This is a genomic window from Bradyrhizobium yuanmingense (genome assembly GCF_029167105.1).
Classification (GTDB): Bacteria; Pseudomonadota; Alphaproteobacteria; order Rhizobiales; family Xanthobacteraceae; genus Bradyrhizobium; species Bradyrhizobium yuanmingense_A.
Genome location: NZ_JARFML010000002.1, coordinates 154,074 through 180,135, shown reverse-complemented (window position 1 = coordinate 180,135; position 26,062 = coordinate 154,074). Strand labels below are relative to the sequence as shown.

The window sequence follows — 26,062 nt, the reverse complement described above, 5'->3', positions numbered from 1 at the left end:
TCTTTGGGGCGGAATACGAATCGCTTTGGCGAATCGTATTTAGGGGATTAGAGGTTAAGTCCCATGGCGCGGTACATATTCATCACCGGCGGCGTGGTTTCTTCGCTCGGCAAGGGTCTGGCTTCGGCGGCACTCGGTGCCCTGCTGCAGGCCCGGGGCTACAAGGTCCGCCTCCGCAAGCTCGACCCTTATCTCAACCTCGATCCCGGAACGATGTCGCCATATCAGCACGGCGAAGTGTTTGTGACCGATGACGGCGCGGAGACCGATCTCGATCTCGGTCACTACGAGCGCTTCACCGGCCGGCCGGCGACCAAGGCCGACAACATCACGACCGGGCGCATCTACCAGGACATCATCTCCAAGGAGCGCCGCGGCGATTATCTCGGCGCGACCATCCAGGTTGTTCCGCACGTCACCAACGCCATCAAGGAATTCGTCCTTGACGGCAACGACGATTACGACTTCGTGCTGGTCGAGATCGGCGGCACCGTGGGCGACATCGAGGGCCTGCCGTTCTTCGAGGCGATCCGCCAGCTCAAGAACGAGCTGCCGCGCGATCACGCCGTCTATATCCATCTGACGCTGCTGCCCTATATTCCCAGCGCCGGCGAATTGAAGACCAAGCCGACGCAGCACTCCGTGAAGGAGCTGCGCTCGATCGGCATCCAGCCGGACATCCTGCTCTGCCGCACCGATCGCGAGATCCCGAAGGAAGAGCGGCGCAAGCTCGGGCTGTTCTGCAACGTGCGCGAAAGCGCCGTGATCGAGGCGCGCGACGTCGACAACATCTACGCGGTCCCCGAGGCCTACCACAATGCGGGCCTCGACGACGAAGTGCTCGCCGCCTTCGGCATCGCCTCGCGGATTCCGCCGGAGCTGCGCAGCTGGCAGCAGATCAACGAGCGCATCCGCAACCCCGAGGGCAACGTCACCATCGCCATCGTCGGCAAGTACACCGGCATGAAGGATGCGTACAAATCGCTGATCGAGGCGCTCTCGCATGGCGGCATCGCCAACAAGGTGAAGGTCAATCTCGACTGGATCGAGAGCGAGATCTTCGAGAAGGAGGATCCGGCGCCGTTCCTCGAGCACGTCAACGGCATCCTGGTGCCCGGCGGCTTCGGCCAGCGGGGCGCCGAAGGCAAGATCAAGGCGGCGCAGTTCGCGCGCGAGCGCGACGTGCCGTATTTCGGCATCTGCTTCGGCATGCAGATGGCGGTGATCGAGGCCGCGCGAAACCTCGTCGGCATCGAGGACGCCAACTCCACCGAGTTCGGCCCGACCAAGGAGCCGCTGGTCGGCCTGATGACGGAGTGGCTGCGCGGCAACGAGCTGGAGAAGCGCTCGCAGGCCGGCGACCTCGGCGGCACGATGCGGCTTGGCGCCTATCCGGCAACGCTCAACCGCGGCAGCCGCGTCTCGCAGGTCTATGGCGGCGCAACCGAAATCTCCGAGCGTCACCGCCATCGCTACGAGGTCAACACCGCCTACAAGGACCGCCTCGAGCAGCACGGCTTGAAGTTCTCAGGCCTCTCGCCCGACGGCGTGCTGCCTGAAATCGTCGAGTACGAGGACCACCCCTGGTTCATCGGCGTCCAGTTCCACCCCGAGCTGAAGTCGCGCCCCTTCGAGCCGCATCCGCTGTTCGCTTCGTTCATCGAGGCGGCGGCGAAGCAGAGCCGGCTGGTGTAGCCGGCTCGGTCTGCCCTGCCAAAGTCTTGCTCGCACGTCCGGCTACGCGGCCGCGATGTCCATCCTGCGGCAGAAGCAAGAGGCCTTGATCGGCACCTCCGCCCGCGACTGGGCGAGGTCAAGTCGCTGCTTGATCAGCGGCCTCTCGGCCTTGTCGCCCCGCCGCATGAGACATTCGTGCAAGCCGTGAAGCGACCAGAGATTGTCGGGATGCTGGCAGGCCCGGCTCAGCTTTCCATCGAGGCCGAGATCGGAACGGTACACTGCCTCGGCTTCCTCGATCCGTCCCTGCTCCAGCAGCAGCGCGCCGAGTGCGTGACGCGGTGGCTGCATCCATCCCCACGGCTCGTCATAGGGCAAGGCGTCGCTGAGCGCGACCGATCTGCGCAGCTCAGCGAACGCGAAGTCGTAATTGGCTTTGCGATATTCCAGTTCGCCATTCAACATGGCTTCGGCCACGCCGAGCAGGGCGACGACCTTGTTGTTGTGCACGAGCCGGCTCTCCGGCACGCGCGTCTTCGCCTGAGCGAACAACGCTTTCTCGGCTTCGGCCTCAGTGACGTGGCCAAGCGCCGAATGAGCCACCGCCTTGGCGTAGTGGATCATCGCCGTCACAGAGCAGTATAGCTCGCGATCCTCCGGCAGCTGTTGGGCAATGATGTCGTGCCATTTGCCGAAACGCACGAGAACGTGCTGCTTCATCGTCAAATAGCCTTCCAGGAAGTCCGCCATGGGGGGCGATTGAATGCGCAGCACTGGCTCGGGCACGGTGGCAATGAGTTCCTCGGCCGCTGCGATAGCGGGGGCGTATTGACCCAGGAACATCGCGCCGTAGATGGCGAAGTGGAAGTTGTGGATGACATAGACCAGGTAGACACCCGGATCGTCCGAATAAGCGAGGAACCTGCGGTCGGTCGCCAGCGCCTTCTGATTGTAGAGCAGGACGTCGTTGTACTGCCCGCACAGCACGTCGAGATGCGTCGGCATGTGGATCAGATGGCCGCTATCGGGGGCGATCCCGCGCAGCCGGTCGCCAGCCCGCATCGCCCTTTGCGGGAAGGGCGACATCTCCATGAGGTGGACGTAGAGATGGAGCAGCCCGGGATGATCCCACGCAGCCGGCCATCGATCGAAAGCTTGTTCGAGCACGGTCCTGCATTCCTCGGTGCCAGCGCCCTTGGTGGGTTCTCCGGACTCAAGGTCCCACATCAGCCACGGCGTCTCGTTCATGATCGATTCGGCAAAGATGGCTCGGACCTCGAGATCTTCGGGATACGTGGCGAAGACCTTTCGCATCTCTCGCGTGAAGGCCTTGTCCCACGGCGCCATGTCCTCGATCGCCTCACGCTGCGGATAGCGCACCGACAAGGCGCGGATCAGCGCTTGCTCGACCGGGCTCGCCCTATCCGCCTGCGCGAGCGCGTCCTGCGTCGCATCGTATGATGCCGCCAGCGCCAATTGACGGCCTTGCGCGTCATAGCGGACCCAGGGCAGGTTGTAGTTGGGACCCGCGGCGTAGCCGATGCCCCAATGTGCCATGGCGCAGCTGTTATCGAACTCGAGCGCCTTGCGGAAACATTTGATCGCCTCGCCGTGGTTGAATCCGAACACCCAGTTGAGGCCTCGGTCGAACCAGAGCTGCGCATCGGTCGACGTCGTGGTGATTTTGCGGCTGTAGGGTCCGAGATCAAAATAGGTCATTGCCTTCGCCCCCTTTGATCGCTTCGGTCGTTTCGCCGATTGCTCTTGGGCGATCGGCGGCTGATACGCCGGACCGAGCCTGCACATTATCAAGAGCGCCGGCCCCGCGCTATCGAGCTATGCGCGAGACGCCGTGAGGGTCGCCCGGGCGAGGCTCAAGACAGAGTTGTGGCCAGCAGGTATAACCGCCGCTCCTGTCAGGGAGGGAGCAAGAATGATCTACGAAATGCGCATCTATCGCTGCGTGCCGGGCCGGTTGCCGGCGCTGCTGAAGCGCTTCGAGACCGCCACACTGAAGATCTGGGAGAAGCACGGCATCAAGCAGGCTGGCTTCTTCACCACCCTGATTGGCGAATCCAACCAGGAGCTGACCTATTTCCTCGCCTGGGACTCGCTTGCCGAGCGCGAGAAGAAGTGGGGCGCGTTCATGACCGATCCGGACTGGATGAAGGCGCGCGCCGAGAGCGAGGCCGACGGCCAGATCGTCGCCAACATCGTTAGCCAGATACTGACCCCGACCGCTTTCTCGGCGGTGAAGTAGCAGGCAGCGGGCAGGGAACCCTGGCGCAACCCTGATATTCGGACCGTCCGGGCGGAAGAGGGTTGATCCGACCCTCATCGCGGCTATGGTCGCGCCGAAACGAGGGATTTGCCTTGAGCTCTTCGAATTCAGCGGCGCCGGTCGTCACCATCGGCAGGGTCAAATTCGGCAATGATTTGCCGATCTCGGTCATTGCTGGGCCCTGCCAGCTCGAGAGCCGCCAGCACGCGCTGGAGGTCGCCTCCGCGCTGAAGGAGATCGCCGCGCGGCTGAACATCGGCCTCGTCTACAAGACCTCGTTCGACAAGGCCAACCGCACCAGCGCGGCGGCGGCGCGCGGGCTGGGTCTTGCGCAGTCGCTGCCGATCTTCGCCGAAATCCGGTCCTCGCTCGGCTTGCCTGTCCTGACCGACGTGCACGAAGCCACCCAATGCGCCGAGGTGGCGCAAGCCGTGGACATCCTGCAGATTCCGGCCTTCCTGTGTCGGCAGACCGATCTGCTGCTGGCGGCGGCTGCGACCGGCAAGGTCGTCAACGTCAAGAAGGGCCAGTTCCTGGCGCCCTGGGACATGGCCAACGTCGTGACCAAGATCACGAGCGCGAACAATCCGAACGTGCTCGTCACCGAGCGCGGTGCGTCCTTCGGCTACAACACGCTCGTCTCCGACATGCGCGCGCTGCCGATCCTGGCGCGCACCACCGGTGCGCCCGTCATCTTCGACGCCACCCATTCGGTGCAGCAGCCGGGCGGGAAGGGGACGTCCTCGGGCGGCGAGCGCGAATTCGTGCCCGTGCTCGCACGCGCGGCCGTGGCGGTCGGCGTTGCCGGCGTCTTCATCGAGACCCATCCCGATCCCGATCGCGCGCCGTCGGACGGCCCCAACATGGTGCCGCTGCGCGAGTTCGAGGGGCTTATCGCCCGGCTGATGGCGTTCGACGCGCTGGCAAAGAATCCGCGCTAATGCAGAAGAGCGAGGCGCGGCCGCCAGATCACGGCTTGCCGACGGCGCTCTACGTCATCTCAGGCGCAAGCTTTGCTGCTGCCTTGTCGGCCCGCGCGCTCGATCCGGTGCTGCCGCACGTCGCCGAGGATTTTGGCGTCAGCATCGCGACCGCCGCGGGCTTTGCCGCGGTGTTCGCCTTCACCTTCGCGATCATCCAGCCGATCATCGGCGCCGCCGCCGACCTGTTCGGCAAGACGCGGCTGATGATCGGCTGCCTCGCGCTGCTCGGCCTCGCCAACATCCTGGGCGCATTCTCGACGTCGTTCTCGGTTCTTTTTGCGACCCGCATCCTCGCGGGCATCGGCTCCGGCGGCGTATTTCCGGTGGCGCTCAGCCTGACCAGCGATCTCGTCGGGCCTGAAAAACGCCAGGTTGCGATCAGCCGCACGCTCGCCGGCGCCATGACCGGCAATCTGCTTGGCGCCTCGGCCTCCGGCCTGATCGGCGATTTCCTCGGCTGGCGCGGCGTCCTGGCGGCGCTCGGTGCGCTCGTGATCGTCGCATCGATCGCGGTCGCCGCCGGCTTTCGTGGCGCCAAGGTCAAGCATCCGCCGAAAACGAGCCTGTCGGCGCTGAAGGCCGGCTATCGCACCATCTTCACCAACCCGAACGCCTATGTCTGCTATTCGGCTGTGTTCATCGAAGGCTGCTGCGTACTCGGGTTGTTTCCTTATATCGCTTCGTTCCTTTTCGAGCTCGGCCAGACCTCGCTCTCGATCGCCGGCATCGTCATCGCCGGGTTTGCGGTCGGCGGCCTGTTCTACACGCTCACGGTGTCGCGCCTGCTGCCTTGGCTCGGCGTGAAGGGCATGATGATCGCAGGGATGACCCTGGTCGCCTCACAGCTCATCGCCGTCGCCTTCGGTCCACGCTGGGAAGTGCAGGCGCTGAATCTCGTCGTGATGGGCTGGGGCTTCTACATCGCCCATGGCTGTCTCCAGGTCTTCGCCAGCGAGCTCTCGGTCGAGGCGCGCGCCACCGCAATGTCGCTGCATTCGTTCTTCTTCTTCATGGGGCAGACGGTGGGACCTCTCGCCTACGGCTTCGGGCTCCAGCATGCCGGCAAGATGGCGACGCTGTCTGCGAGCGCCGCGATCATGGTGCTGCTCGGCCTCGTCTGCGCGCGGCTGCTCAAGCAGCGGGCGCCGTCAGATGCCCGCGTCTGAGGGCGCGTCCGGGAGAAGCGCCCCTTAAAAAAGCTTCGCGAGCTGTCCTTGTGGAAACTCAGGCGCCCGCGTGGACCCCCTGCCAGAGGTCAAGCACCTCGTGACGCGTAATGCCACGGGTGATGAACACGATGCGCGAACGGCGGTCGGCATTTGGCCATTTTGCAAGCGCCACCGGCGGATGGAAGACGTGGTGGACGCCATGGACCGCGACTGGCGTCGCTTCATCGCGAAGATTTAAGATGCCCTTGACCCGCAACAGATCCTCGCCCCGCGTGGCGCGCAGATGCGCGAGCCAGCGCGATACGGCCATCCAGTCGAGGGGATCGTCGAACGCGATCATGAAGCTGAGGATCGACGCATCGTGGCTGTGATGCTCGTGATGGGCATGACCGCCATCGTGATGATGGCCGCGCTCATGCGCCGCCTTGGCGAAGTCGGCAAACGCCTGCTCGTTGAGCCAGCGCTCGATATCGGCGGTCTTCTTTTCGGGGTCAATGAGGGCGGCGCCGAACAGTTGGGCCGGATCGACCTCGCCATGCACCACGCTCTCGATCCTGGCGCCAGGATTGAGCCGACGTAGCCGCAAGTCCAATGTGTCAGTGTCCTTGACCAAATCGCGCTTAGTGATCAGCAGCCGGTCTGCGAGCGCGATCTGCTTCACCGCCTCGTATTGGCGGTCGAGCTGCCGCGCTGCATTGACCGCGTCGACGGTGGTCACCACGGTGTCCAGCCACAGGAAATGCGAGACCAAAGGGTTGTTCAGCAGCAGCTGAGCGATGGGAGCGGGGTCAGCCAACCCCGTTGTCTCGACCAGAATCCTGCGGAACGGCGGGACCTCGCCACGATCGCGGCGCACCAGCAGCGCGCGCAGGGTTTCTTCCAGATCGCTGCGAATAGTGCAGCAAATACAACCGCTCGCGAGCACAGCGACTTCGCCGTCCACGCGTTCCACGAGGAGATGGTCGAGGCTGACCTCGCCATATTCGTTGATGACGACGGCGCTGTCCTTCATCGCGTCGTGGCGCAGCAGGCGGTTGAGCAATGTGGTCTTGCCGCTGCCAAGAAAGCCGGTGATCAGTGACACCGGAGTCCGCTCGGCGGATTTGTCGCTCTCGAACAGGCTCATCGGCGTCCTCAACCCTGGTCTTATTTTTGTCGCTGGACAACAGCCTAATGGAGGACGAGCATTCCGAAAACAGGATCTTAAGCCCGATCTCAGCGGGCACACCCCGGGAGGAAGCGATGGACGATACCAAAGGCGATGAAGAGAAGGGCGGTGCGGCGACCGATCGGCGGACCTTGCTCCGCACGGCAGGCCTTGCTGGTGCGGCCGGAGCGGCATTCGCAGGTGCGATGCACGGCAAGTTCTCACTTGCACCGATCACCGCGGCCCAAGCCCAAACCCCGGCGATGCCAAAGGGCGTGGACAAGCCTTGGTGGCCCTCGAAATGGGGCAAGGACGACGAGGCTGGCGCGTCGAACCACATCACGCCGGCGAAGGTTCTCGATGCCGTGAAGTGGATCAAGGATGGCAAGATCTACAAGATCGGCCGCGTTTACGAGCAAGGCATGCCGTTGTTCGGCGCCCGCGCATTTTCGTTGCGCATTCCCGGCGGGCCGACTGGCGGCCCGTTCGGCGACAACAAGCTCGTCTATCACGACGAGTTTCTCGCCACCGAAATCGGCCAGACCGGCACACAATTCGACGGACTCGGCCATATCGGTATCCAGCTGGGCAAGGACGGCGACAAGAGCGAGATGCGCTTCTACAACGGCTTCAGCGCCGCTGAGATCGGCGACGCCTACGGCCTGAAGAAGCTTGGCACCGAGAAGCTCAAGCCGCTGTTCACACGCGCCCACCTGATCGATATGGTCGCGCTGAAGGGCGGCATGATGGATGCGGGCCAAGAGATCACCTCGGCCGATATCAAGGCGGCGCTGGCGAAGCAAAGCATCGCGGAGAGCGACATCAAGCCAGGCGATGCGATCATGTTCCACACCGGCTGGGGCTCCCTGTGGATGAAGAACAATGATCGCTATAACAGCGGCGAGCCTGGAATCGGCCTCGATGCCGCGAAGTGGATCATCGAGAAGGATCTCGCGCTGACTGCGGCCGACACCTGGGCGGTCGAAGTGGTGCCCAATCCCGACAAGTCGCTCGCCTTCGTGGTTCACGCCGAATTGCAGACCAAGCACGGCATCCTCAACCACGAGAACCTGATCTTCGACGAGTTGATTGCCGACAAGAAGTACCAGTTCGTCTACTGCTTCACGCCGTCGCCGATCAAAGGCGCGACCGGCAGCAATGGCTGTCCGATCGCGATCACCTGAGGCGGATGAAAAAGCGGGTGGGCGGGACATCCCGCCCACCGCGCGAAGGGCCGCTCAATCACCCCGTCCACGATAGGGCCCGACGCAGGGGGCATTGCTCCCCACCACGACACCACCGGCCCGGTATACATGGCACACGAATTGCTTCGTTTCTGGGCAAATCGAGGTGTGAGACCGTGGACGTCCAGACCAGCCATTCGGCCAGCGCAGCCGGTCCGGCCCGTTCGACCGGATACCTCACCAAGCCGCCGCTGCGGCGTTTCCTCGCTGATTGCCACGCCGAATTCCGGACCGACAATTCCGGCGAGCTCGCCGACTACATTCCCGAGTTGAAGCGCGCCAACCCCGATCATTTCGGCATCGCGCTCGTCACCATCGACGGCCATGTCTACGAAGTCGGTGACAGCGAGGTGCCGTTCACGATCCAGTCGGTGTCCAAAGCCTTCGTGTTCGCGCTGGCGCTGGAGCTGGTCGGCGAGGCGCGCGTCTCGGCCACGATCGGCGTCGAGCCGAGCGGCGAGGCCTTCAACTCGATCCGGCTCACCAACGACAACCGTCCCTTCAATCCCATGGTCAATGCCGGCGCCATCGCCTGCTCGGGCCTGATCTATGACGTCGAAGGGAAGGGCGCCTTCGAGCGCGTCCGCGCCAAGCTCAGCGCGTTCGCCGGCCGCGAGCTCGGCGTCGACGAGGCCGTACACGCCTCGGAGACTGCGACCGGCAACCGGAATCGGGCAATCGCCTGGCTGCTGCGGAATTACGCGGTGCTGCCCGACGACGTCGATGCCGTGCTCGAGGTCTATTTCCGCCAATGCGCGATCCTGGTCACTGCGCGCGACCTCGCGGTGATGGCGGCAACGCTCGCCAACCGCGGCATCAATCCGGTGACGGGCGTGCAAGTGATCACGCCGCACGTCGTCGCGCGCACGCTCTCGGTGATGACGAGCTCGGGCATGTACGACTACGCCGGCGAGTGGACCTATCGCGTCGGCATTCCCGCCAAGAGCGGCGTCGGCGGCGGCATCGTCGCGGCGCTGCCCTCGCAGCTCGGGCTCGGCACCTTCTCGCCGCTGCTCGACGACCATTTCAACAGCGTGCGCGGCCTGAAGGTCTGCGAGGCGCTGTCGGCGCGGTTCGACCTGCACATGCTCAACCGCAACGCAGACGTCCGCACCAGCATCATGGCGGACTACGACGTCTACGGCATCTCCTCGCGTCGCAGCCGCCAGCCGCACGAGCAGCAGATCCTCGACGAACGCCACAGCGACATCCGCGTGCTCGAGCTGGTCGGGGCGATGAATTTCGCCACGATCGACTATGTCACCCGAAGGCTCACCAGCGAGCCGCCGAACGCGCCGCTCCTGATCATCGACTTCCGCCGCGTCCCCGACATCACCGCGGCCGGCGCCGCGCTGCTCGGCGAGACGCTGACCGCGCTCGGCAATGCCGGCGTCACCACCATTCTGTCCGGCTTCGAGGGCACCTCCGCGGTGTGGAGCGCGATCGCCGCACGCACCGCCGAGCCGCGCCGGCTGCGCCGCTTCGCGCTGCTCGACGACGCCATCGAATGGGCCGAAGACCAGGTGATTTACCGCTTCGGCGGCTTCACCGATCTCAAGGAGAACGCCCAGCTGGTCGAGCAGGCGTTGCTCGCCGAGCTCGACGCCGAGGAGATCGCCGCCATCGTCAAGCTGTCGACCACGCGGCATTACGCGGCCGGCCAGCGCATCATCGCGGCCGGCGAGCCCGCCAATTCGCTGTTCTTTCTCCAGAGCGGCATGGTCAGCGTGAAGCTGCCGAGCGGCGTGCGGCTCGCCTCGCTTGGGCCCGGCATGGAATTCGGCGAGATGGCGATCCTGGAGCAAAGCCGCAGCGCCGACGTCTTCGCCGACACGCCCGTCACCAGCCTCGAACTGCCGCTCGACAGCTTTGCCGATTACCGGCGGCTGCACCCGGAAACCTCGTTGAAGATCATGCGCAATCTCGCCGCGATCCTGGCACGGCGCCTGGTGCTGGCGAATGCGAAGGTGGATTTGCTGAGCGCGTATTAGGAGCTGGGCACATCGGGCTCGCCCTGCGACTGACCTGGTTTCCAGCCCGATATCGCTGGGTGCCCGGGAAATGCGCAACCTAGTGTTGCTCGACAATCACACGCGGGGGAAATCGCCGAGTCATCCGGCGATGGAATCCATCATCAATGGTTCTTCGCTGGCGAAGCAGCTAGATATTTTTCGCTCAAGAATTGGTAATTGAGGGTGGCGCAGGGGCCCAGCGGAATTTCGATGATCGGGGCAGGCGGGGTTGGACTCGTACGTGGGGCCGTCTTGACTAGAGCTTTGCTGACCGGCACGGCGCTGGCGACGCTTGCATTGCTCCCGTCCCTGGCGCGAGCGCAAGTCTGGCAGGACGGCGGCGTCGACAACGGCAATTACAACGAGCCGACCAATTGGTCGACAAACACCGTCCCCGACACCGCAGGCGAAACCGCGACCTTTTCCAACACGGGCACGACGGCGGTCACTGTCACCCTTGGCCCCATCTCACCCCAGTCCTGGATTTTCGACGCTGCGTCCCCGGGCTACACGATAAGCGGTCAGGCGGTGAATTTTGTCGCCGGCATCACCAACAATGCCGTCGGTGTCGGCACTTTCATCTCGATCAGCAACAATATGACCGGCGCCACGATCTCGCAGGCAGGGTCGAGCCGGTTGACGCTGTCCGGCACCAACTCGTTCACCACCACCAGCGTTGCCGCCGGGACCTTCGTCAACACTGGCACTCTGAACACGTCGCTGACCAACAGTGCGATCACGAGCAATCAAGGCGCCCTGACCGGCGACATCACCAATACCGGCAATTTCTCCAACATTCCCGCCGGCGTCGTCTCCGTGACCACGATTGCAAACAACGGTGGCACGATCTTCAACAATGGCTTGATCACGACGACCGGCGGCACGACCAATTCCGGCGTCTTCAACACGACGGACACGGTCAACGGCGGACTGACGAATTCGGGCACGGCCAACGCGAGGGGCGTGTTCAATGACGGCATCACCAACCAGGGCAGCGGCTCCTTCGCGCTGAGCGGCGATCTGACCACCAATGGTGCGGTGACCAACAACGGGACATCGAGCTTGGCCGTGCAGTTCGGCAGCTTCACCGGCATCACGACGCTGACGAACAATTCGACCTCGGCCACGGCGGTCCAGGTCTCGGCAGGCCGGACGCTGAGCGCGACCAGCATCGTCAACAACGCCGGTACCTTCACTAACGCTGGTACGGTCACGACCACCGCCGGGACGACGAACGCAGCCGCCGGTACTTTCACGACGACTGGAACGGTCAATGGCGGACTGACGAATTCCGGCACGGCGAATGCAGCCGGCACGATCAACGGCAACGTCGACCATCAAGGCGGTACCTTCACGGTGACCGGTGCGCTCACCGTCAATGGGACCCTGACCACCGGTGCAATATCCGACCTTTTTGTCTCAGGCGGCGATCTCACCGTAACGACGCTGATCAACCAGGCCAGTGCGATGATTCACGCCACCTGGATCGACGCCGGCCGGACGGTCAATGCGACGACCGTGACCAACGACGGCAATCTCGGAATCACGGGAACGCTGAATGCGACAAACACGATCAGCAACGCCATCGGCGCCAATATTGTCGTCGACCCCACCGGGACGATCAATGGATCGATCAACGCCGCCGGCGGATACACGCAGCTCTATGGGACGATCAACGGCAACGTGACACTGTCCGGCGGTCTCGCTTCGATGAACACCTATGGCGGCACCGTCACGGGGCGGGTGGACATGACGGCTGCCGGTGCGAATGTCTACTCGACCTCGGGCGGCGCGACCTACGGCTCACTCGCCGGCGTGGCGGGCACCCAGCTCAATACGGGCGCATTTGCCTTCACCGTCGGGGGCGACAATTCGACGTCTGTGTTCGCCGGATCCATCATTGGCACCGGCAGCTTCGTGAAGACCGGGTCCGGCTCCCTGATCCTGTCCGGCGACAGCAGCGGTTACACCGGCACTACCACGGTTGACGGGGGCACGCTCGTCGTGTCGGGGTCGATGGCGTCGTCGACTCTCACCACCGTCAATTCCAATGGATACCTGACCGGAAACGGTGCAGTCGGAGCCGCCCTGATCGCGGGAGGCTATTTCTCGCCGGGTGCGCCAGGTGGGCCGGGAACCTCGATGGCAGTGACAAGCCTCGTGATGCAACCCGGGGCGTACTTCAATGTCTTCGTCAATCCCACAACCTCCACCTTTGCCAATGTTGCCGGCAATGCATCGCTTGGCGGCGCCACCGTTAGTGCAAATTTTGCGGCTGGCTCTTACGTCGCCAAGCAGTACACGATCCTGAATGCGGCCAGCATCACCGACGCGTTCAGTCCTACGGTGACCAATATTGGCCTGCCGTCGGGCTTTCACACCAGTCTGAGCTACGACGCCACCCATGCCTACCTCAACCTCGCGCTGAACTTCGTGCCTCCCTCCGGCAGTCTCGACGCCAATCAGCAGAGCGTCGGCAACGCGATCATCAACTATTTCAACAGCAACGGCACCATCCCGATGGTGTTCGGTAGCCTGACGCCCGCCGGCTTGACCCAGCTCTCCGGCGAGGTCGGCAGCGCGCCGCAGCAGGCGACCTTCAATGCGATGAACCAGTTCATGGGCGTGATGACCGATCCGTTCATCGCGGGCCGCGGCGATCCGGTCGGTGCGGGCGGCGCGCCGAATGCTTATGCCGACGAGAGCTTGGCTTATGCGGCAAAGAACGCCGGTCGCAACAACAGCGAGCGCGATGCATATGCTGCGATCTACGCCAAGGCACCGATCGCACCGGCGTTCGAGCAGCGCTGGAGCGTCTGGGCGGCGGGCTTCGGTGGCGCGCAGCAGACTGACGGCAGCACGGCCGTCGGGTCCAACACCACCACAAGCAATCTCTATGGCACCGCTGTCGGCGCGGATTATCGCATCTCCCGCGATACGCTGGTCGGCTTTGCGCTCGCCGGCGGCGGCACCAACTTCACCGTGGCGAATGCCCTCGGCGGCGGCCGGTCCGATCTGTTTCAGGCCGGCGCGTTCTTCCGTCATATCATTGGACCTGCCTACATCACCGGCGCGCTGGCCTATGGCTGGCAGGAGATCGTCACCGATCGCACGGTGACGGTGGCCGGCGTCGATCGCCTCCGCGCCGAGTTCAACGCCAACGCTTATTCTGGCCGACTCGAGGGCGGCTATCGCTTCGTCGCACAGGGCGTCGGCCTCACACCTTACGCCGCGGCGCAATTCACGACGTTCGATCTGCCGGCCTATGCCGAGCAGGCGATCGTCGGCAGTAACATGTTCGCGCTGGCCTATGGCGCCAAGAGCGTCACCGACACCCGCACCGAGATCGGTCTGCGCAGCGACAAATCCTTCGCCCAGGTTGACGGCATCGTTACGCTGCGCGGGCGGCTCGCCTGGGCGCATAACTTCAATCCGGACCGCGTCATCGGTGCGACGTTCCAGACGCTGCCCGGCGCGAGCTTCGTCGTGAACGGCGCGGCCATGGCCGCCGATTCTGCGCTGGTGACGGGATCAGTCGAGAAGAAGTGGCTGAACGGCTGGTCCGCCGCCGGCACGTTCGAGGGCGAGTTCTCCAGCGTGACGCGCTCCTATGCCGGCAAGGGTGTGGTGCGGTACGCGTGGTAAGACGAAGGATGCGCGGCTCAGCCGCGTCCGCGATAGGACGCGACACCTTGCTCGGGCACCCATAGGCCCTTCGGCACGCGGCCGGTCTGCCAGAACACGTCGATCGGAATGCCGCCGCGCGGATACCAATAGCCGCCGATGCGCAGGAATTTCGGCTTGATCTCGGAAGCGATGCGCTTGCCGATCATCACGGTGCAATCCTCGTGGAACGCGCCGTGATTGCGGAAGCTCGCGATGTAGAGCTTGAGCGATTTCGATTCCAAGAGCCACGCGCCCGGCGCGTAGTCGATCATCAGATGCGCGAAATCCGGCTGGCCCGTGACCGGGCAGAGCGAGGTGAATTCCGGCACGGTAAAGCGCACCAGATAATCCGTGCCCTTCTGCGGATTGGGCACGCGGTCGAGCTGGGCCTCTTCCGGCGTGTGCGGCCATTCGACCGCGCGGCCGAGCTGGAGGGATTTTTTCGCCATCGTCGTCACATCCTGTTTCGGATGCGGGGATGGACGCAAATCCCGCTGTCGTCAACCGGCGGCGATCGTCTGGATCATGACGATCCGGTCGTTGCCGGACTCGCAGCCCCATAGCTCGCCCGGACGGCCGTCGAGCTGGCGGACATTGGCGTTGGCCTTGTCGCTGGCGAAGACGTTGAACTTCTCGGTAGCGGGATCGAAGCGGACGATGGCATTGGCGGAGAAATCGGTCAGCCAGACCTTGTCCTTGTCATCGACGTACACGGCATAGGCGCGGGGACGTTCGCCCGGCAGCTTCCAGGTCTTCCACGAGCCGTCGGCGGGATCATGCACCGAGACGTGGCCGCTGTTCCACTCGCTGACCCAGATCCGGCCCCTCGAATCCGACCAGACGCGCCGTGAACCCTGGTTCGGGGTCGGCGGCTCGACCACGGTCGCATTGCCGCCCGCGCGGTCGATCTTCGCGATATGGCTGCCGCCGAGGGAGGCGTACCAGACATCGCCCTTGGGGGTCACCGTGATGCCGTAGGGGCCGACCCCCTTCGGCGCCTTGAACACATTCATCTCGCCGGTCTTCGGAGACAGCCGGCCGTAATAGCCGGACTGTCCGGTGAACCAGTAGGTGCCATCCCTGTCGAACACGCCGGTGTTAAGATTGGCAGAGGCGAACTTTTCCGGCAGGCGGAACAGCGTCACCTTGAGATCGGCAGGGTCGACCCGCGCAATCGCGTTCTGGCCGCCCTCGGTGATCCAGGGCGCGCCGTCGGGCCCGATGGCCACGCCGTGTGGGGCCGCGCCCTGGCCGAGGCTGACCGTCTTGAAACGGCCATCGCGTGGATCGAGACTGCCGAGCAGGCCCTTGCCCTGCGCCGTGAACCAGATGGTGCCGTCAGGGGCGGGCGTGAGATCGTGCAGGCCGATACCCGGGCTGATGGGGTAGTATCTCGTCCGGAACGGGCCTTCCTGCGCAAAACCTGGGCGGGCGGCGAGCAGCGTGGCGCTCGAAGCGAGAAATTGGCGGCGATTCATGGCGTTACCCCGACTGTTTGAGAATGAGGTTGGGTACGCGGACCAGATGCGGTCGAGCATATTCTGAGGCGCCTTGCGCGTCAGTCGGAGCGGTGCGTCCAAGCGTTCACATTTGCTTGCGGCCCGTGTAAGACCCGCGGCACCGATCAGCCCTAACGAACGGAAGTGGACATCATGACCGCCATCATCGACATCATCGGTCGCGAAATTCTCGATAGCCGGGGCAATCCCACCGTCGAGGTCGATGTCGTGCTGGAGGACGGGGCGCTCGGCCGCGCCGCGGTTCCGTCCGGCGCCTCCACGGGCGCCCATGAGGCCGTGGAACTGCGTGACGGCGACAAGGCGCGCTATCTCGGCAAGGGCGTGACCAAGGCGGTCGGCGCCGTCAATGGCGAGATCTTCGAGGCCCTGAGCGGCCTCGACGTCGAGCAGCAGGCCCAAATCGACCAGATCATGATCGACCTCGACGGCACGCCGAACAAGAGCCGGTTAGGAGCCAACGCCATTCTCGGCGTCTCGCTCGCCTGCGCCAAAGCGGCCGCGAACTCGCTCGACATGCCGCTCTATCGTTACGTCGGCGGCACCTCGGCGCGGCTGCTGCCGGTGCCGATGATGAACATCATCAATGGCGGCGTGCACGCCGACAACCCGATCGATTTCCAGGAATTCATGATCCTGCCGGTCGGCGCATCCTCGTTCGCCGAAGGCCTGCGCTATGGCGCGGAAGTCTTCCACACGCTGAAGTCCGAATTGAAGAAGGCCGGCCACAACACCAATGTCGGCGACGAGGGCGGTTTCGCGCCGAACCTGCCGTCGGCGGACGCCGCGCTCGACTTCGTCATGAACGCGATCGGCAAGGCCGGCTTCAAGGCAGGCGCCGACATCATGCTCGGCCTCGACTGCGCCTCGACCGAGTTCTTCAAGGACGGCAAATATGTCTATGAAGGCGAAGGCAAGACCCGTTCGATCTCCGAGCAGGCGAAGTATCTTGCAGACCTCGTCGCGCGCTATCCGATCGTGACCATCGAGGACGGCATGTCGGAAGACGACATGGACGGCTGGAAGGAGCTCACCGACCTGATCGGCAAGAAGTGCCAGCTGGTCGGCGACGACCTTTTCGTCACCAACGTCAAGCGCCTCGCCGAAGGCATCAAGACCGGCCGCGCCAACTCGATCCTGATCAAGGTCAACCAGATCGGCACGCTGACCGAGACGCTCGCCGCGGTCGAGATGGCGCACAAGGCCGGCTACACCTCGGTGATGTCGCACCGCTCGGGCGAGACCGAGGATTCCACCATCGCCGACCTCGCGGTCGCCACCAATTGCGGTCAGATCAAGACCGGCTCCCTTGCAAGGTCCGACCGGACCGCCAAATACAACCAGCTCCTGCGCATCGAGCAGCAACTCGGCAAGCAGGCGCTCTATGGCGGCAAGGCGGCACTGAAGGCGCTGGCATAAGCCGGCGTCTCGATCCGCGCGAAAAGGACAGGGGAGGATCGGACATGAGTGACGGCAAGACCGGACTGGAATTGCGTTCGCTGCTCAAGAAGAGCGGCGAGCTGGAATTGTCTCTCGTGACGGTCCCGACGCCGGAGCCGGCCGATGATGAGGTCGTGGTTCGCGTCGAGGCCACCCCGATCAACCCGTCCGACCTCGGCCTGCTGATCGGGCCGGCCGACATGTCGGCCGCCAAGGTCTCCGGCACCAAGGAGATGCCGGTCATCACCGCCACGATGCCGGAGGCGGCGATGCGGATGATGGCGGCGAGATTCGATCAGTCGTTGCCGGTCGGCAACGAGGGCGCCGGCACGGTGATCCGGACTGGATCGTCGGATGCGGCCAAAGCCCTGATGGGCAAGACGGTGTCGATGATCGGCGGTGCGATGTACACGCAGTACCGCGTGCTCAAGGTCCGCGACGTCATGGAGCTGCCTGCGGGCACCACGGCGGCGGACGGCGCTTCCTGGTTCGTCAATCCGCTGACCGCGCTCGGCATGACCGAGACGATGCGACGGGAGAACCACAAGGCGCTGGTGCACACCGCCGCCGCCTCCAATCTCGGCCAGATGCTCAACAAGATCTGCATCAAGGACGGCATTGGCCTCGTCAACATCGTCAGGAACAAGGAGCAGGCCGACATCCTGCACAAGATCGGCGCAAAATACGTCGTGGATTCCAGCGCGCCCAGCTTCATGGACGATCTCACCAACGCGCTGGTCGAGACCGGCGCCACCATCGCCTTCGACGCCATCGGCGGCGGCAAGCTGGCGAGCCAGATCCTCACCGCGATGGAAATCGCGGCCAACAAGACCGCGAAGGAATACAGCCGTTATGGCTCCAACGTGTACAAGCAGGTCTACATCTACGGTAGCCTCGACACGCGGCCGACGGAACTGAACCGCTCTTTCGGGCTCTCCTGGGGTGTCGGCGGCTGGCTGCTCACGCCGTTCCTTCAGAACATTGGCCCGGCCGAGATCGGCCGCCTGCGCCAACGCGTGGCATCCGAGCTCAAGACCACCTTCGCCAGCCATTACACTAAGGTGGTGTCGCTCGCCGAGGCGCTCGATCCTGCCAATATCGCGGTCTACGCCAAGCGCGCCACCGGCGAAAAATTCCTCATCAACCCGAACAAGTGATCGGTTCGGTCGGTTATCGACACGCATCAGGCCGCCGCTTGGCGGCCTGAATGTTTTCTTGATCGTGGCCCGGATGGAGCGCACGCGGACCCATTTCTAGAAACGCAGCGTTTCCAAATCGGAACGGTTCATGCACTTGCATCTATCGGGGCGGATGGCTTAAGTGCCGTTCCGGCATTCCCGCCCAAGCCTTCAAGGACACCCAATGGCCTACAACATCGTCACGATCGCTGGCAGCCTGCGCAAGGACAGCTTCTCGCTCAAGATCGCCAATGCGCTCGCCAAGCTCGCGCCTGCCTCGCTCAAGCTCGAGGTGATCACGCCGGCGGGCATCTCGTTCTTCAACCAGGACCTGGAGGGCGCGCCGCCCGCGGACTGGCTCGCCTTCCGCGAGAAGCTCAAGACGTCGAATGGCGTCCTGTTCGTTACGCCCGAATACAACCGCTCGATTCCGGGCGTCCTCAAGAATGCCATCGACGTCGCCTCGCGCCCCTACGGCAAGAGCTCGTTCCTCGGCAAGCCGGTCGGCATCATCTCGAATTCGCCGGGACCGCTCGGCGGCATTGCCGCGGCCAAACATCTGCAGAATATCCTGCCGGGCATTTCCGGTCCGCTGCTGCAGCAGCCGGAAATCTACCTCAACGGCGTCGGCGATGCCTTCGATGCGGACGGCAACCTCACCAAGGACTCCCTCAAGACGGTGCTGCAGCAATACATCGACGCCTTCGCCGCGCATGTGGCGAAGAATCAGGGCTAAGGCACTCACTCTCTCCCGTCATGGCCGGGCTTGACCCGGCCATCCACGTCTTGCCGACCCCACCGAAGAACGTGGATGCCCGGGCCTTCGCCACGCCGAAGCGGCTTCGGCCGCGCAGGCGGGACAAGCCCGGGCATGACGATTGGTGGGTTGAGAGAGAGAGTTAGCACTCCCTTAACCAACCTGTCCCATCTTCCGAAGATGGTCTCCCGCGCGCGCCTGAAATCGATCCTGACCGGTCTTGCCCTCTATGCGATGGCGGCGGCGATCGTCGGCTATTTCGGCGTCAACGCTTACACGGGCAAATACGGTCTCAACGCCCGCCAGGAGCTCGACCAGGAGATCATCGCGCTGACCAGCGAGCTGGCTCAGCTCAAGCGCGAGCGTGCCAGAAGCGAACAACGGGTGTCGCTGCTGCGGTCCGAGAAGATCGACCCGGACATGCTGGACGAGCGCGCGCGCTTCCAGCTCGACTATGTCCATCCGCGCGATCTCGTTCGGATGATCCCGGCGAACTAGCGCATTCGCAGCTTTCGAAAGCCGCAGCGAAAGTCGCTGCTGAAATCCGACCACCGCACCTTTTCCTCCTCCTGCGAAGGTCGTAACCCTGGAACCGGGCGGTTGCCTTGACGGCGGCGCCGCGGCGGGCTCATGCCTTTGCTGGCGCGCGCTGAAGTTGACGCAGATCAACCGGGGAGCACCGGCGCGTCCTACAATCGACATCCGGAGGAGACTGTGATGAATGGGACAATGCCCCGGCATCACGCGGCCCGCGTCGAGGCCGCCATCGCGTCAGGCCAGGCGGCCCGGTCCGCGCTCGTGGCCTCGTGGCGCCGTTCCTCCCGATTGCATCATCTCGATCCCGGCGGCCACGCCGCGCCGATGCGGCTGACCGAAGCCGAGCTGCGGCAGGCGCGCGAGCGCATCGCGCCGCTTCTGGCGGCCGCGCAGGGCGCCATGGACCGGCTTTATCAGGCTGTCGGCGCAGCCGGCTGCTGCGTGCTGCTCGCCGATCGCGAGGGCGTGCCGGTCGATCGCCGCGGCACGGTGGCGGACGATGCGACGTTTCAGTCCTGGGGCCTTTGGACCGGTGCGCTCTGGAGCGAGGAGCACGAGGGCACCAACGGTATCGGTACCTGCCTCGTCGAGCAGCGTCCGCTGACCATCGATCGCGACCAGCACTTCTTTGCGCGCAACACGCTTCTGAGCTGCACCGCCGTTCCGATCTACGATCACGAGGCGGCGCTCGCGGGCGTGCTCGACGTCTCTTCCTGCCGCGCCGACCGCACCGACGCCTTCGCCAGCCTGATCGCGCTCGCGGCAGGCGAGGCGGCCAAGCGGATCGAGGCCGACCTGTTTCGCAAGGTCTTCGCCCGTGCCCGCATCGTGCTGACACAAGCGGCAGATGGAAGCTGCGGCGGCCTCGTTGCGGTCGATGCGGACGATCTGGTGATCGGCGCAACGCGCTCCGCCCGGCTGGCGCTCGGCATCGCGCCCGGCGGTGCGTTGCGGCCGGTGCCCGCGGCCGATCTTCTCGGCGGCGATGCCGCGCGCGATCATCTTGCCGGTGGCCAGCGTGCGGTGCTGCAGCGCGCGCTGCTGCGTGCCGGCGGCAATGTCTCCGCCGCCGCCAAGGCCCTCGGCGTCAGCCGCGCCACGCTGCACCGGAAGCTGAAGCGGTTCGAGCTGAGCCACTGAGCTGATTTTCCCGCCGTCATTGCGAGCGCCGCGAAGCAATCCAGAATCTTTCCGCGGAGGGACTCTGGATTGCTTCGCTGCGCTCGCAATGACTGTGGGGGTGGCCGTGAGCGCTCCATCTCACGCTTGCCTCGTCCACGACTGTCGCAGAACTGCGACAGGTCGGCTCCGCCATCGCGTCCGCCCGGGCTGACAGACATCGCCTCCCGCATCATCGTCGGCGCAAGTCGCGAACAGGCGACGACAAGCGCAAACAGCAAGATCGGGAGTGATCAATGAACAAGGTGGAATTCCTCAGCGTCACCAAAGTGCCCTTTGCCGAACGCTACGACAATTTCATCGGCGGCAAGTTCGTGGCGCCGATCTCCGGGAAATATTTCGACAATGCCTCGCCCCTGACCGGCCAGGTGGTCTGCAAGATCGCGCGCTCCGACGCGCAGGACATCGAGGCAGCGCTCGACGCGGCGCATGCCGCCAAGTCCGCCTGGGGCCGCACCAGCGTCGCCGAGCGCGCCGCGGTCCTGAACCGGATCGCCGACCGCATGGAAGAGAACCTCGAGCGCCTCGCGATTGCCGAGACCTGGGACAACGGCAAGCCGATCCGCGAGACGCGCGCCGCCGACCTGCCGCTCGCGATCGACCATTTCCGCTATTTCGCCGGTGTGGTGCGCGCCCAGGAAGGCTCGATCGGCGAGATCGACCACGACACCATCGCCTATCATTTCCACGAGCCGCTCGGCGTGGTCGGCCAGATCATTCCCTGGAACTTCCCCCTGCTGATGGCCTGCTGGAAGCTCGCGCCGGCGCTGGCCGCCGGCAATTGCGTGGTGCTCAAGCCCGCCGAGCAGACCCCGGCCTCGATCATGGTCTTCGCCGAGATCATCGCCGACCTGCTGCCGGCTGGCGTGCTCAACATCGTCAACGGCTTTGGCCTCGAAGCCGGCAAGCCGCTGGCGTCGAGCCCGCGCATTGCCAAGATCGCCTTCACCGGCGAGACCACGACGGGCCGGCTGATCATGCAATATGCCAGCCAGAATCTGATTCCGGTCACGCTCGAGCTCGGCGGCAAGTCGCCGAACATCTTCTTCAAGGACGTCACCGCCGAGGACGACGATTTCTTCGACAAGGCGATCGAGGGCTTCGTCATGTTCGCGCTGAATCAGGGCGAGGTCTGCACCTGTCCGAGCCGGGCGCTGGTCCACGCCGACATCTATGACCGCTTCATGGAGCGGGCGCTCAAGCGCGTCGCCGCAATCAAGCAGGGCGATCCGCGCGATCCGACCACCATGATCGGCGCACAGGCCTCCAGCGAGCAGCTCAGCAAGATCCTCTCCTATATCGACATCGGCAAGCAGGAGGGCGCCAAGGTGCTGGCCGGCGGCGGACGCGCCGATCTCGGCGGCGATCTCACCGGCGGCTTCTACGTCCAGCCGACCGTGTTCGAGGGCCACAACAAGATGCGGATCTTCCAGGAGGAGATTTTCGGCCCCGTCGTCTCGGTCACGACCTTCAAGACCGACGAAGAGGCGCTCGCGATTGCCAACGACACGCTCTATGGGCTGGGTGCCGGCGTCTGGAGCCGCGACGCCAATCGCTGCTACCGCTTCGGCCGGCAGATCCAGGCCGGCCGGGTTTGGACCAACTGCTACCACGCCTATCCCGCCCATGCGGCGTTCGGCGGCTACAAGCAGTCGGGCGTCGGGCGCGAGACCCACAAGATGATGCTCGATCATTACCAGCAGACCAAGAACCTCCTGGTCAGCTACAGCCCGAAGAAGCTCGGCTTCTTCTGATCGGCAAGTTCTGATCGGAGGAGAGGGCGGCGCCGCTTCGGCGCCGTCCGCTCCGCATGTCGGGATTGGCGTCGCGCACTGTTCTTGATCCGGTCACGAATCTGCGCGCGCGATGGCGCTCATAGATTTGTTGCCCGATCAGCGCCAAAGATTTTGCAATATTTCGATCACGTTGCAGTGCGGCATAATGAAAGTCGTGCCATGCCGCCGCGGTGCTTTCCAAGGGCGTTTGACTTGGGTTAGAGAGGGCGAAAGTTTTCTCTGACCCGGAATTCCCATGGCCGCACCCAAGAAAGCCGCCGCAAGCGCTCCACAGGACAGGACCGACGGCGGTTCGCCCCCGGAATTCACGAAGGAGCAGGAACTCAAGGCGCTCCGCGACATGCTCCTGATCCGGCGCTTCGAGGAAAAGGCAGGCCAGCTCTACGGCATGGGTGCCATCGGCGGCTTCTGCCACCTCTATATCGGCCAGGAGGCCGTGGTGGTCGGCATGCAGATGGCCCTCAAAGAGGGCGATCAGGTCATCACCGGCTATCGCGATCACGGCCACATGCTCGCGACCGGCATGGATGCCAATGGCGTGATGGCCGAACTGACGGGTCGCCGCGGCGGTTATTCCAAGGGCAAGGGCGGCTCCATGCACATGTTCAGCAAGGAGAAGCACTTCTACGGCGGCCACGGCATCGTCGGCGCCCAGGTCTCGCTCGGCACGGGTCTCGCCTTCGCCAATCACTATCGCGGCAACGACAATGTCAGCGTCACCTATTTCGGCGACGGTGCGGCCAACCAGGGCCAGGTCTATGAGAGCTTCAACATGGCGGAGCTCTGGAAGCTGCCGGTGATCTACGTCATCGAGAACAACCGCTACGCCATGGGCACCTCGGTCTCGCGCGCCTCGGCGCAGCAGGATTTTTCCAAGCGCGGGGCGTCATTCAACATCCCGGGCAAGCAGGTCGACGGCATGGACGTCCGCGCCGTGAAGGCGGCGGGCGAGGAGGCGGCGGCCTGGTGCCGTGGCGGCAAGGGTCCCTTCATCCTGGAGATGCAGACCTACCGCTATCGCGGCCACTCGATGTCCGATCCTGCAAAATATCGCACGCGCGAGGAGGTCGAGAAGGTTCGCCACGACCAGGATCCGATCGAGCAGGTACGCAATCGCCTGCTCGCCGCCAAGGTCAGCGAAGCCGATCTCAAGGCGATCGACGCCGAAGTGCGCGACATCGTCAACGCCTCCGCCGATTTCGCCCAGCATGATCCCGAGCCGGATGCCGCCGAGCTCTGGACCGACGTGTACCGCTGAACGCGCGCAAGCTTTCTTTGGAGAAGATATGCCAATTCAAGTGCTGATGCCCGCGTTGTCGCCCACGATGGAAAAGGGCAACCTCGCCAAATGGCTGAAGAAAGAGGGCGAGACGATCAAGTCCGGCGACGTCATCGCCGAGATCGAGACCGACAAGGCGACTATGGAGGTCGAGGCGACCGACGAGGGCACGCTCGGCAAGATCCTGATCCCCGAGGGTACCGCTGACGTCGCGGTGAACACCCCGATCGCGACCATCCTCGCCGACGGCGAGAGTGCGGCTGATCTCGCCAAGGCACCCGCAGCGGCGGCGAAGGCTGCGGAGTCCGCGCCGCCGGCCGCAGCAAAGGCCGAGGCGCCCGCGCCGAAGGCCGCGCCTGCTCCGCAGGCCGTTGCCGAGCCCGATCCGGAAGTCCCCGCCGGCACCGAAATGGTGACGCAGACCATCCGCGAAGCGCTGCGCGATGCCATGGCCGAAGAGATGCGCCGCGACGCGGACGTGTTCGTGATGGGCGAAGAGGTGGCCGAATATCAGGGCGCCTACAAGGTGACCCAGGGGCTGCTCCAGGAGTTCGGCGCCAAGCGCGTCATCGACACGCCGATCACCGAGCACGGCTTTGCCGGCGTCGGCGTCGGCGCCGCGATGACCGGCCTCAAGCCGATCGTCGAGTTCATGACCTTCAACTTCGCCATGCAGGCGATCGACCAGATCATCAACTCTGCGGCCAAGACGCTCTACATGTCGGGCGGTCAGATGGGCTGCTCGATCGTGTTTCGCGGTCCGAACGGTGCGGCCGCGCGCGTCGCCGCCCAGCACAGCCAGGACTATTCGGCCTGGTATTCGCACGTCCCCGGCCTCAAGGTGGTTGCGCCATATTCGGCAGCGGACGCCAAGGGCCTGCTCAAGGCTGCGATCCGCGATCCCAACCCGGTGATCTTCCTCGAGAACGAGGTGCTGTACGGCCACACCGGCGAAGTGCCCAAGCTCGACGATTTCATCATCCCGATCGGCAAGGCGCGCATCGTCCGCGCCGGCAACCACGTCACCATCATCTCCTGGTCGAACGGCATGACCTATGCGCTCAAGGCCGCCGACGAGCTCGCCAAGGAGGGCATCGAGGCCGAGGTGATCGATCTGCGCACGCTGCGCCCGATGGATACCGAGACCATCATCAATTCGGTCAAGAAGACGGGCCGGGCCGTCACCGTGGAAGAGGGCTGGGCCCAGAGTGGCGTCGGCGCCGAGATCGCCGCGCGCATCATGGAGAACGCCTTCGACTATCTTGATGCGCCGGTGACGCGCGTGTCTGGCAAGGACGTACCGATGCCCTATGCCGCGAACCTGGAGAAGCTCGCGCTGCCCTCGGCGGCGGACGTCGTCGAGGCCGCCAAAGCCGTCTGCTACAGGTAAGACCATGGCAGGCCCGAAGGAGCAGCCACTGCCGCCAGACGTCGTGACCCGCGACGACGCGGTCGAGATCCTGCGCGTGTTCGTGCTTGACGGTGGGCTGTCGATGGCGTTCCAGCGCGCCTTCGAGGAGCCGGACATGTGGGGCCTCCTGCTCGTCGATCTCGCACGTCATGCCGCGCGCGCCTATGCGCGCGAGAGCGAATATACCGAGGAGGACGCGCTGAACCGGATCCTCGACATGTTCCAGGCCGAGATCGAGCGTCCCACCGACACGGGCACCACCACGCCACGCGGCAAGGGGCACTGACCATGGCGATCGAATCCCATCATTACGATTTCATGCTGGAAGCGATCCGTGAGGCGGAAGCCTCGATCGCGCAGGGCGGCCTGCCGATCGGCGCGGTGCTGACGCGCGACAACAAGATCATCGCCCGCGGCCACAACAACCGCGTGCAGGAGAACAATCCGATCCTGCATGGCGAGATGAGCTGCCTGCGCGAGGCCGGCGCGATCTCGTTCCACGACACCGTCATGTACACCACGCTGTCGCCATGCTCGATGTGCGCCGGCGCGCTCGCGCTGTTCAAGGTCAAGCTGGTGGTGATCGGCGAGTCCATCACCTTTCCCGGCTCCAAGGACATCCTCGACAAGTTCGGCATCCCCTGGATCGACCTTGCCGACGACCGCTCCATCACCATGATGAAGAATTGGCGATCCATCCCCGCCAATGAGCGCCTGTGGCAGGGCGACATCGGCAACTAAACCTGGTCCGTTCGTCTTCGCTGTCGAAAGACGACGTTTTGCAAAGTT

At 64.4% G+C, this 26,062-nt stretch carries 21 protein-coding genes; 17 read left to right on the top strand and 4 right to left on the bottom strand.

What is annotated here, in order from left to right; genetic code table 11:
- The first annotated feature begins 63 nt into the window (after positions 1-63).
- Positions 64-1,695: a CTP synthase gene (locus P0R31_RS03665; protein ID WP_275512899.1), complete on the top strand. Its 1,632-nt coding sequence runs from the start codon at positions 64-66 to the stop codon at positions 1,693-1,695.
- A 42-nt stretch (positions 1,696-1,737) separates the two neighbouring features.
- Here P0R31_RS03665 and P0R31_RS03660 read toward each other — a convergent pair whose 3' ends face one another.
- The gene (locus tag P0R31_RS03660) at positions 1,738-3,396 is read right to left on the bottom strand and encodes a hypothetical protein (protein ID WP_275512898.1); all 1,659 of its coding nucleotides are present in this window, start codon (positions 3,394-3,396) and stop codon (positions 1,738-1,740) included.
- A 214-nt stretch (positions 3,397-3,610) separates the two neighbouring features.
- Between P0R31_RS03660 and P0R31_RS03655 the strand changes: the two genes are divergently transcribed.
- The 3 genes from P0R31_RS03655 (at position 3,611) to P0R31_RS03645 (ending at position 6,107) form a co-directional block, all read left to right on the top strand.
- Positions 3,611-3,937, top strand: a complete 327-nt coding sequence (locus P0R31_RS03655; protein ID WP_275499708.1) for an NIPSNAP family protein — start codon at positions 3,611-3,613, stop codon at positions 3,935-3,937.
- Between the two features lie 113 nt (positions 3,938-4,050).
- A complete protein-coding gene (kdsA, locus tag P0R31_RS03650) occupies positions 4,051-4,899 on the top strand; it encodes a 3-deoxy-8-phosphooctulonate synthase (protein WP_275512897.1) in 849 nt (282 codons plus the stop codon).
- On the top strand, positions 4,899-6,107 hold the full coding sequence (locus P0R31_RS03645; protein ID WP_275512896.1) for an MFS transporter: 1,209 nt from the start codon (positions 4,899-4,901) through the stop codon (positions 6,105-6,107). Before kdsA ends, P0R31_RS03645 begins: the two co-directional genes overlap by 1 nt.
- Before the next feature lie 58 nt (positions 6,108-6,165).
- Here the strand turns inward: P0R31_RS03645 and P0R31_RS03640 are convergent, their stop codons facing one another.
- Complete coding sequence (locus P0R31_RS03640; RefSeq protein ID WP_275512895.1) at positions 6,166-7,236, bottom strand: CobW family GTP-binding protein; 1,071 nt, start codon at positions 7,234-7,236, stop codon at positions 6,166-6,168.
- 116 nt (positions 7,237-7,352) lie between these two features.
- Between P0R31_RS03640 and P0R31_RS03635 the strand changes: the two genes are divergently transcribed.
- From P0R31_RS03635 to P0R31_RS03625, 3 genes are all read left to right on the top strand, one after another.
- A complete protein-coding gene (locus P0R31_RS03635; RefSeq protein WP_275512894.1) occupies positions 7,353-8,441 on the top strand; it encodes a cyclase family protein in 1,089 nt (362 codons plus the stop codon).
- A gap of 176 nt (positions 8,442-8,617) precedes the next feature.
- Positions 8,618-10,492 (top strand): glutaminase A, encoded by a 1,875-nt coding sequence (gene glsA / locus P0R31_RS03630; protein ID WP_275512893.1) that lies wholly within the window; start codon positions 8,618-8,620, stop codon positions 10,490-10,492.
- 273 nt (positions 10,493-10,765) lie between these two features.
- Positions 10,766-14,158 (top strand): autotransporter outer membrane beta-barrel domain-containing protein, encoded by a 3,393-nt coding sequence (locus P0R31_RS03625; protein WP_275512892.1) that lies wholly within the window; start codon positions 10,766-10,768, stop codon positions 14,156-14,158.
- 17 nt (positions 14,159-14,175) lie between these two features.
- On the opposite strand, the gene queF is transcribed toward P0R31_RS03625, so the two are convergent.
- A complete protein-coding gene (queF, locus tag P0R31_RS03620; RefSeq protein ID WP_275512891.1) occupies positions 14,176-14,628 on the bottom strand; it encodes a preQ(1) synthase in 453 nt (150 codons plus the stop codon).
- A 51-nt stretch (positions 14,629-14,679) separates the two neighbouring features.
- Entirely contained in the window at positions 14,680-15,657 is a 978-nt protein-coding gene (locus tag P0R31_RS03615) for a virginiamycin B lyase family protein (RefSeq protein ID WP_275512890.1), read from the bottom strand.
- Between the two features lie 174 nt (positions 15,658-15,831).
- Between P0R31_RS03615 and eno the strand changes: the two genes are divergently transcribed.
- From eno to P0R31_RS03565, 10 genes are all read left to right on the top strand, one after another.
- A complete protein-coding gene (gene eno / locus P0R31_RS03610; RefSeq protein ID WP_275512889.1) occupies positions 15,832-17,115 on the top strand; it encodes a phosphopyruvate hydratase in 1,284 nt (427 codons plus the stop codon).
- 44 nt (positions 17,116-17,159) lie between these two features.
- Positions 17,160-18,293, top strand: a complete 1,134-nt coding sequence (locus tag P0R31_RS03605) for a zinc-binding dehydrogenase (RefSeq protein WP_275512888.1) — start codon at positions 17,160-17,162, stop codon at positions 18,291-18,293.
- 205 nt (positions 18,294-18,498) lie between these two features.
- Positions 18,499-19,050: an NADPH-dependent FMN reductase gene (locus P0R31_RS03600; protein ID WP_275512887.1), complete on the top strand. Its 552-nt coding sequence runs from the start codon at positions 18,499-18,501 to the stop codon at positions 19,048-19,050.
- Positions 19,051-19,251: 201 nt separating this feature from the next.
- The gene (locus tag P0R31_RS03595) at positions 19,252-19,569 is read left to right on the top strand and encodes an FtsB family cell division protein (RefSeq protein WP_025036496.1); all 318 of its coding nucleotides are present in this window, start codon (positions 19,252-19,254) and stop codon (positions 19,567-19,569) included.
- Positions 19,570-19,788: 219 nt separating this feature from the next.
- Positions 19,789-20,748 carry a helix-turn-helix domain-containing protein gene (locus P0R31_RS03590; RefSeq protein WP_275512886.1) on the top strand — a complete coding sequence of 320 codons (960 nt, stop codon included), beginning with the start codon at positions 19,789-19,791 and terminating at the stop codon, positions 20,746-20,748.
- A 275-nt stretch (positions 20,749-21,023) separates the two neighbouring features.
- Positions 21,024-22,541 (top strand): aldehyde dehydrogenase, encoded by a 1,518-nt coding sequence (gene adh, locus P0R31_RS03585; RefSeq protein WP_275512885.1) that lies wholly within the window; start codon positions 21,024-21,026, stop codon positions 22,539-22,541.
- 277 nt (positions 22,542-22,818) lie between these two features.
- A complete protein-coding gene (pdhA, locus tag P0R31_RS03580; RefSeq protein ID WP_275512884.1) occupies positions 22,819-23,841 on the top strand; it encodes a pyruvate dehydrogenase (acetyl-transferring) E1 component subunit alpha in 1,023 nt (340 codons plus the stop codon).
- Positions 23,842-23,869: 28 nt separating this feature from the next.
- On the top strand, positions 23,870-25,252 hold the full coding sequence (locus tag P0R31_RS03575; RefSeq protein WP_275512883.1) for a pyruvate dehydrogenase complex E1 component subunit beta: 1,383 nt from the start codon (positions 23,870-23,872) through the stop codon (positions 25,250-25,252).
- A gap of 4 nt (positions 25,253-25,256) precedes the next feature.
- A complete protein-coding gene (locus P0R31_RS03570; protein ID WP_275512882.1) occupies positions 25,257-25,559 on the top strand; it encodes a DUF5076 domain-containing protein in 303 nt (100 codons plus the stop codon).
- 2 nt (positions 25,560-25,561) lie between these two features.
- A complete protein-coding gene (locus tag P0R31_RS03565) occupies positions 25,562-26,014 on the top strand; it encodes a nucleoside deaminase (protein ID WP_275512881.1) in 453 nt (150 codons plus the stop codon).
- The last annotated feature ends 48 nt before the right edge of the window (positions 26,015-26,062 follow it).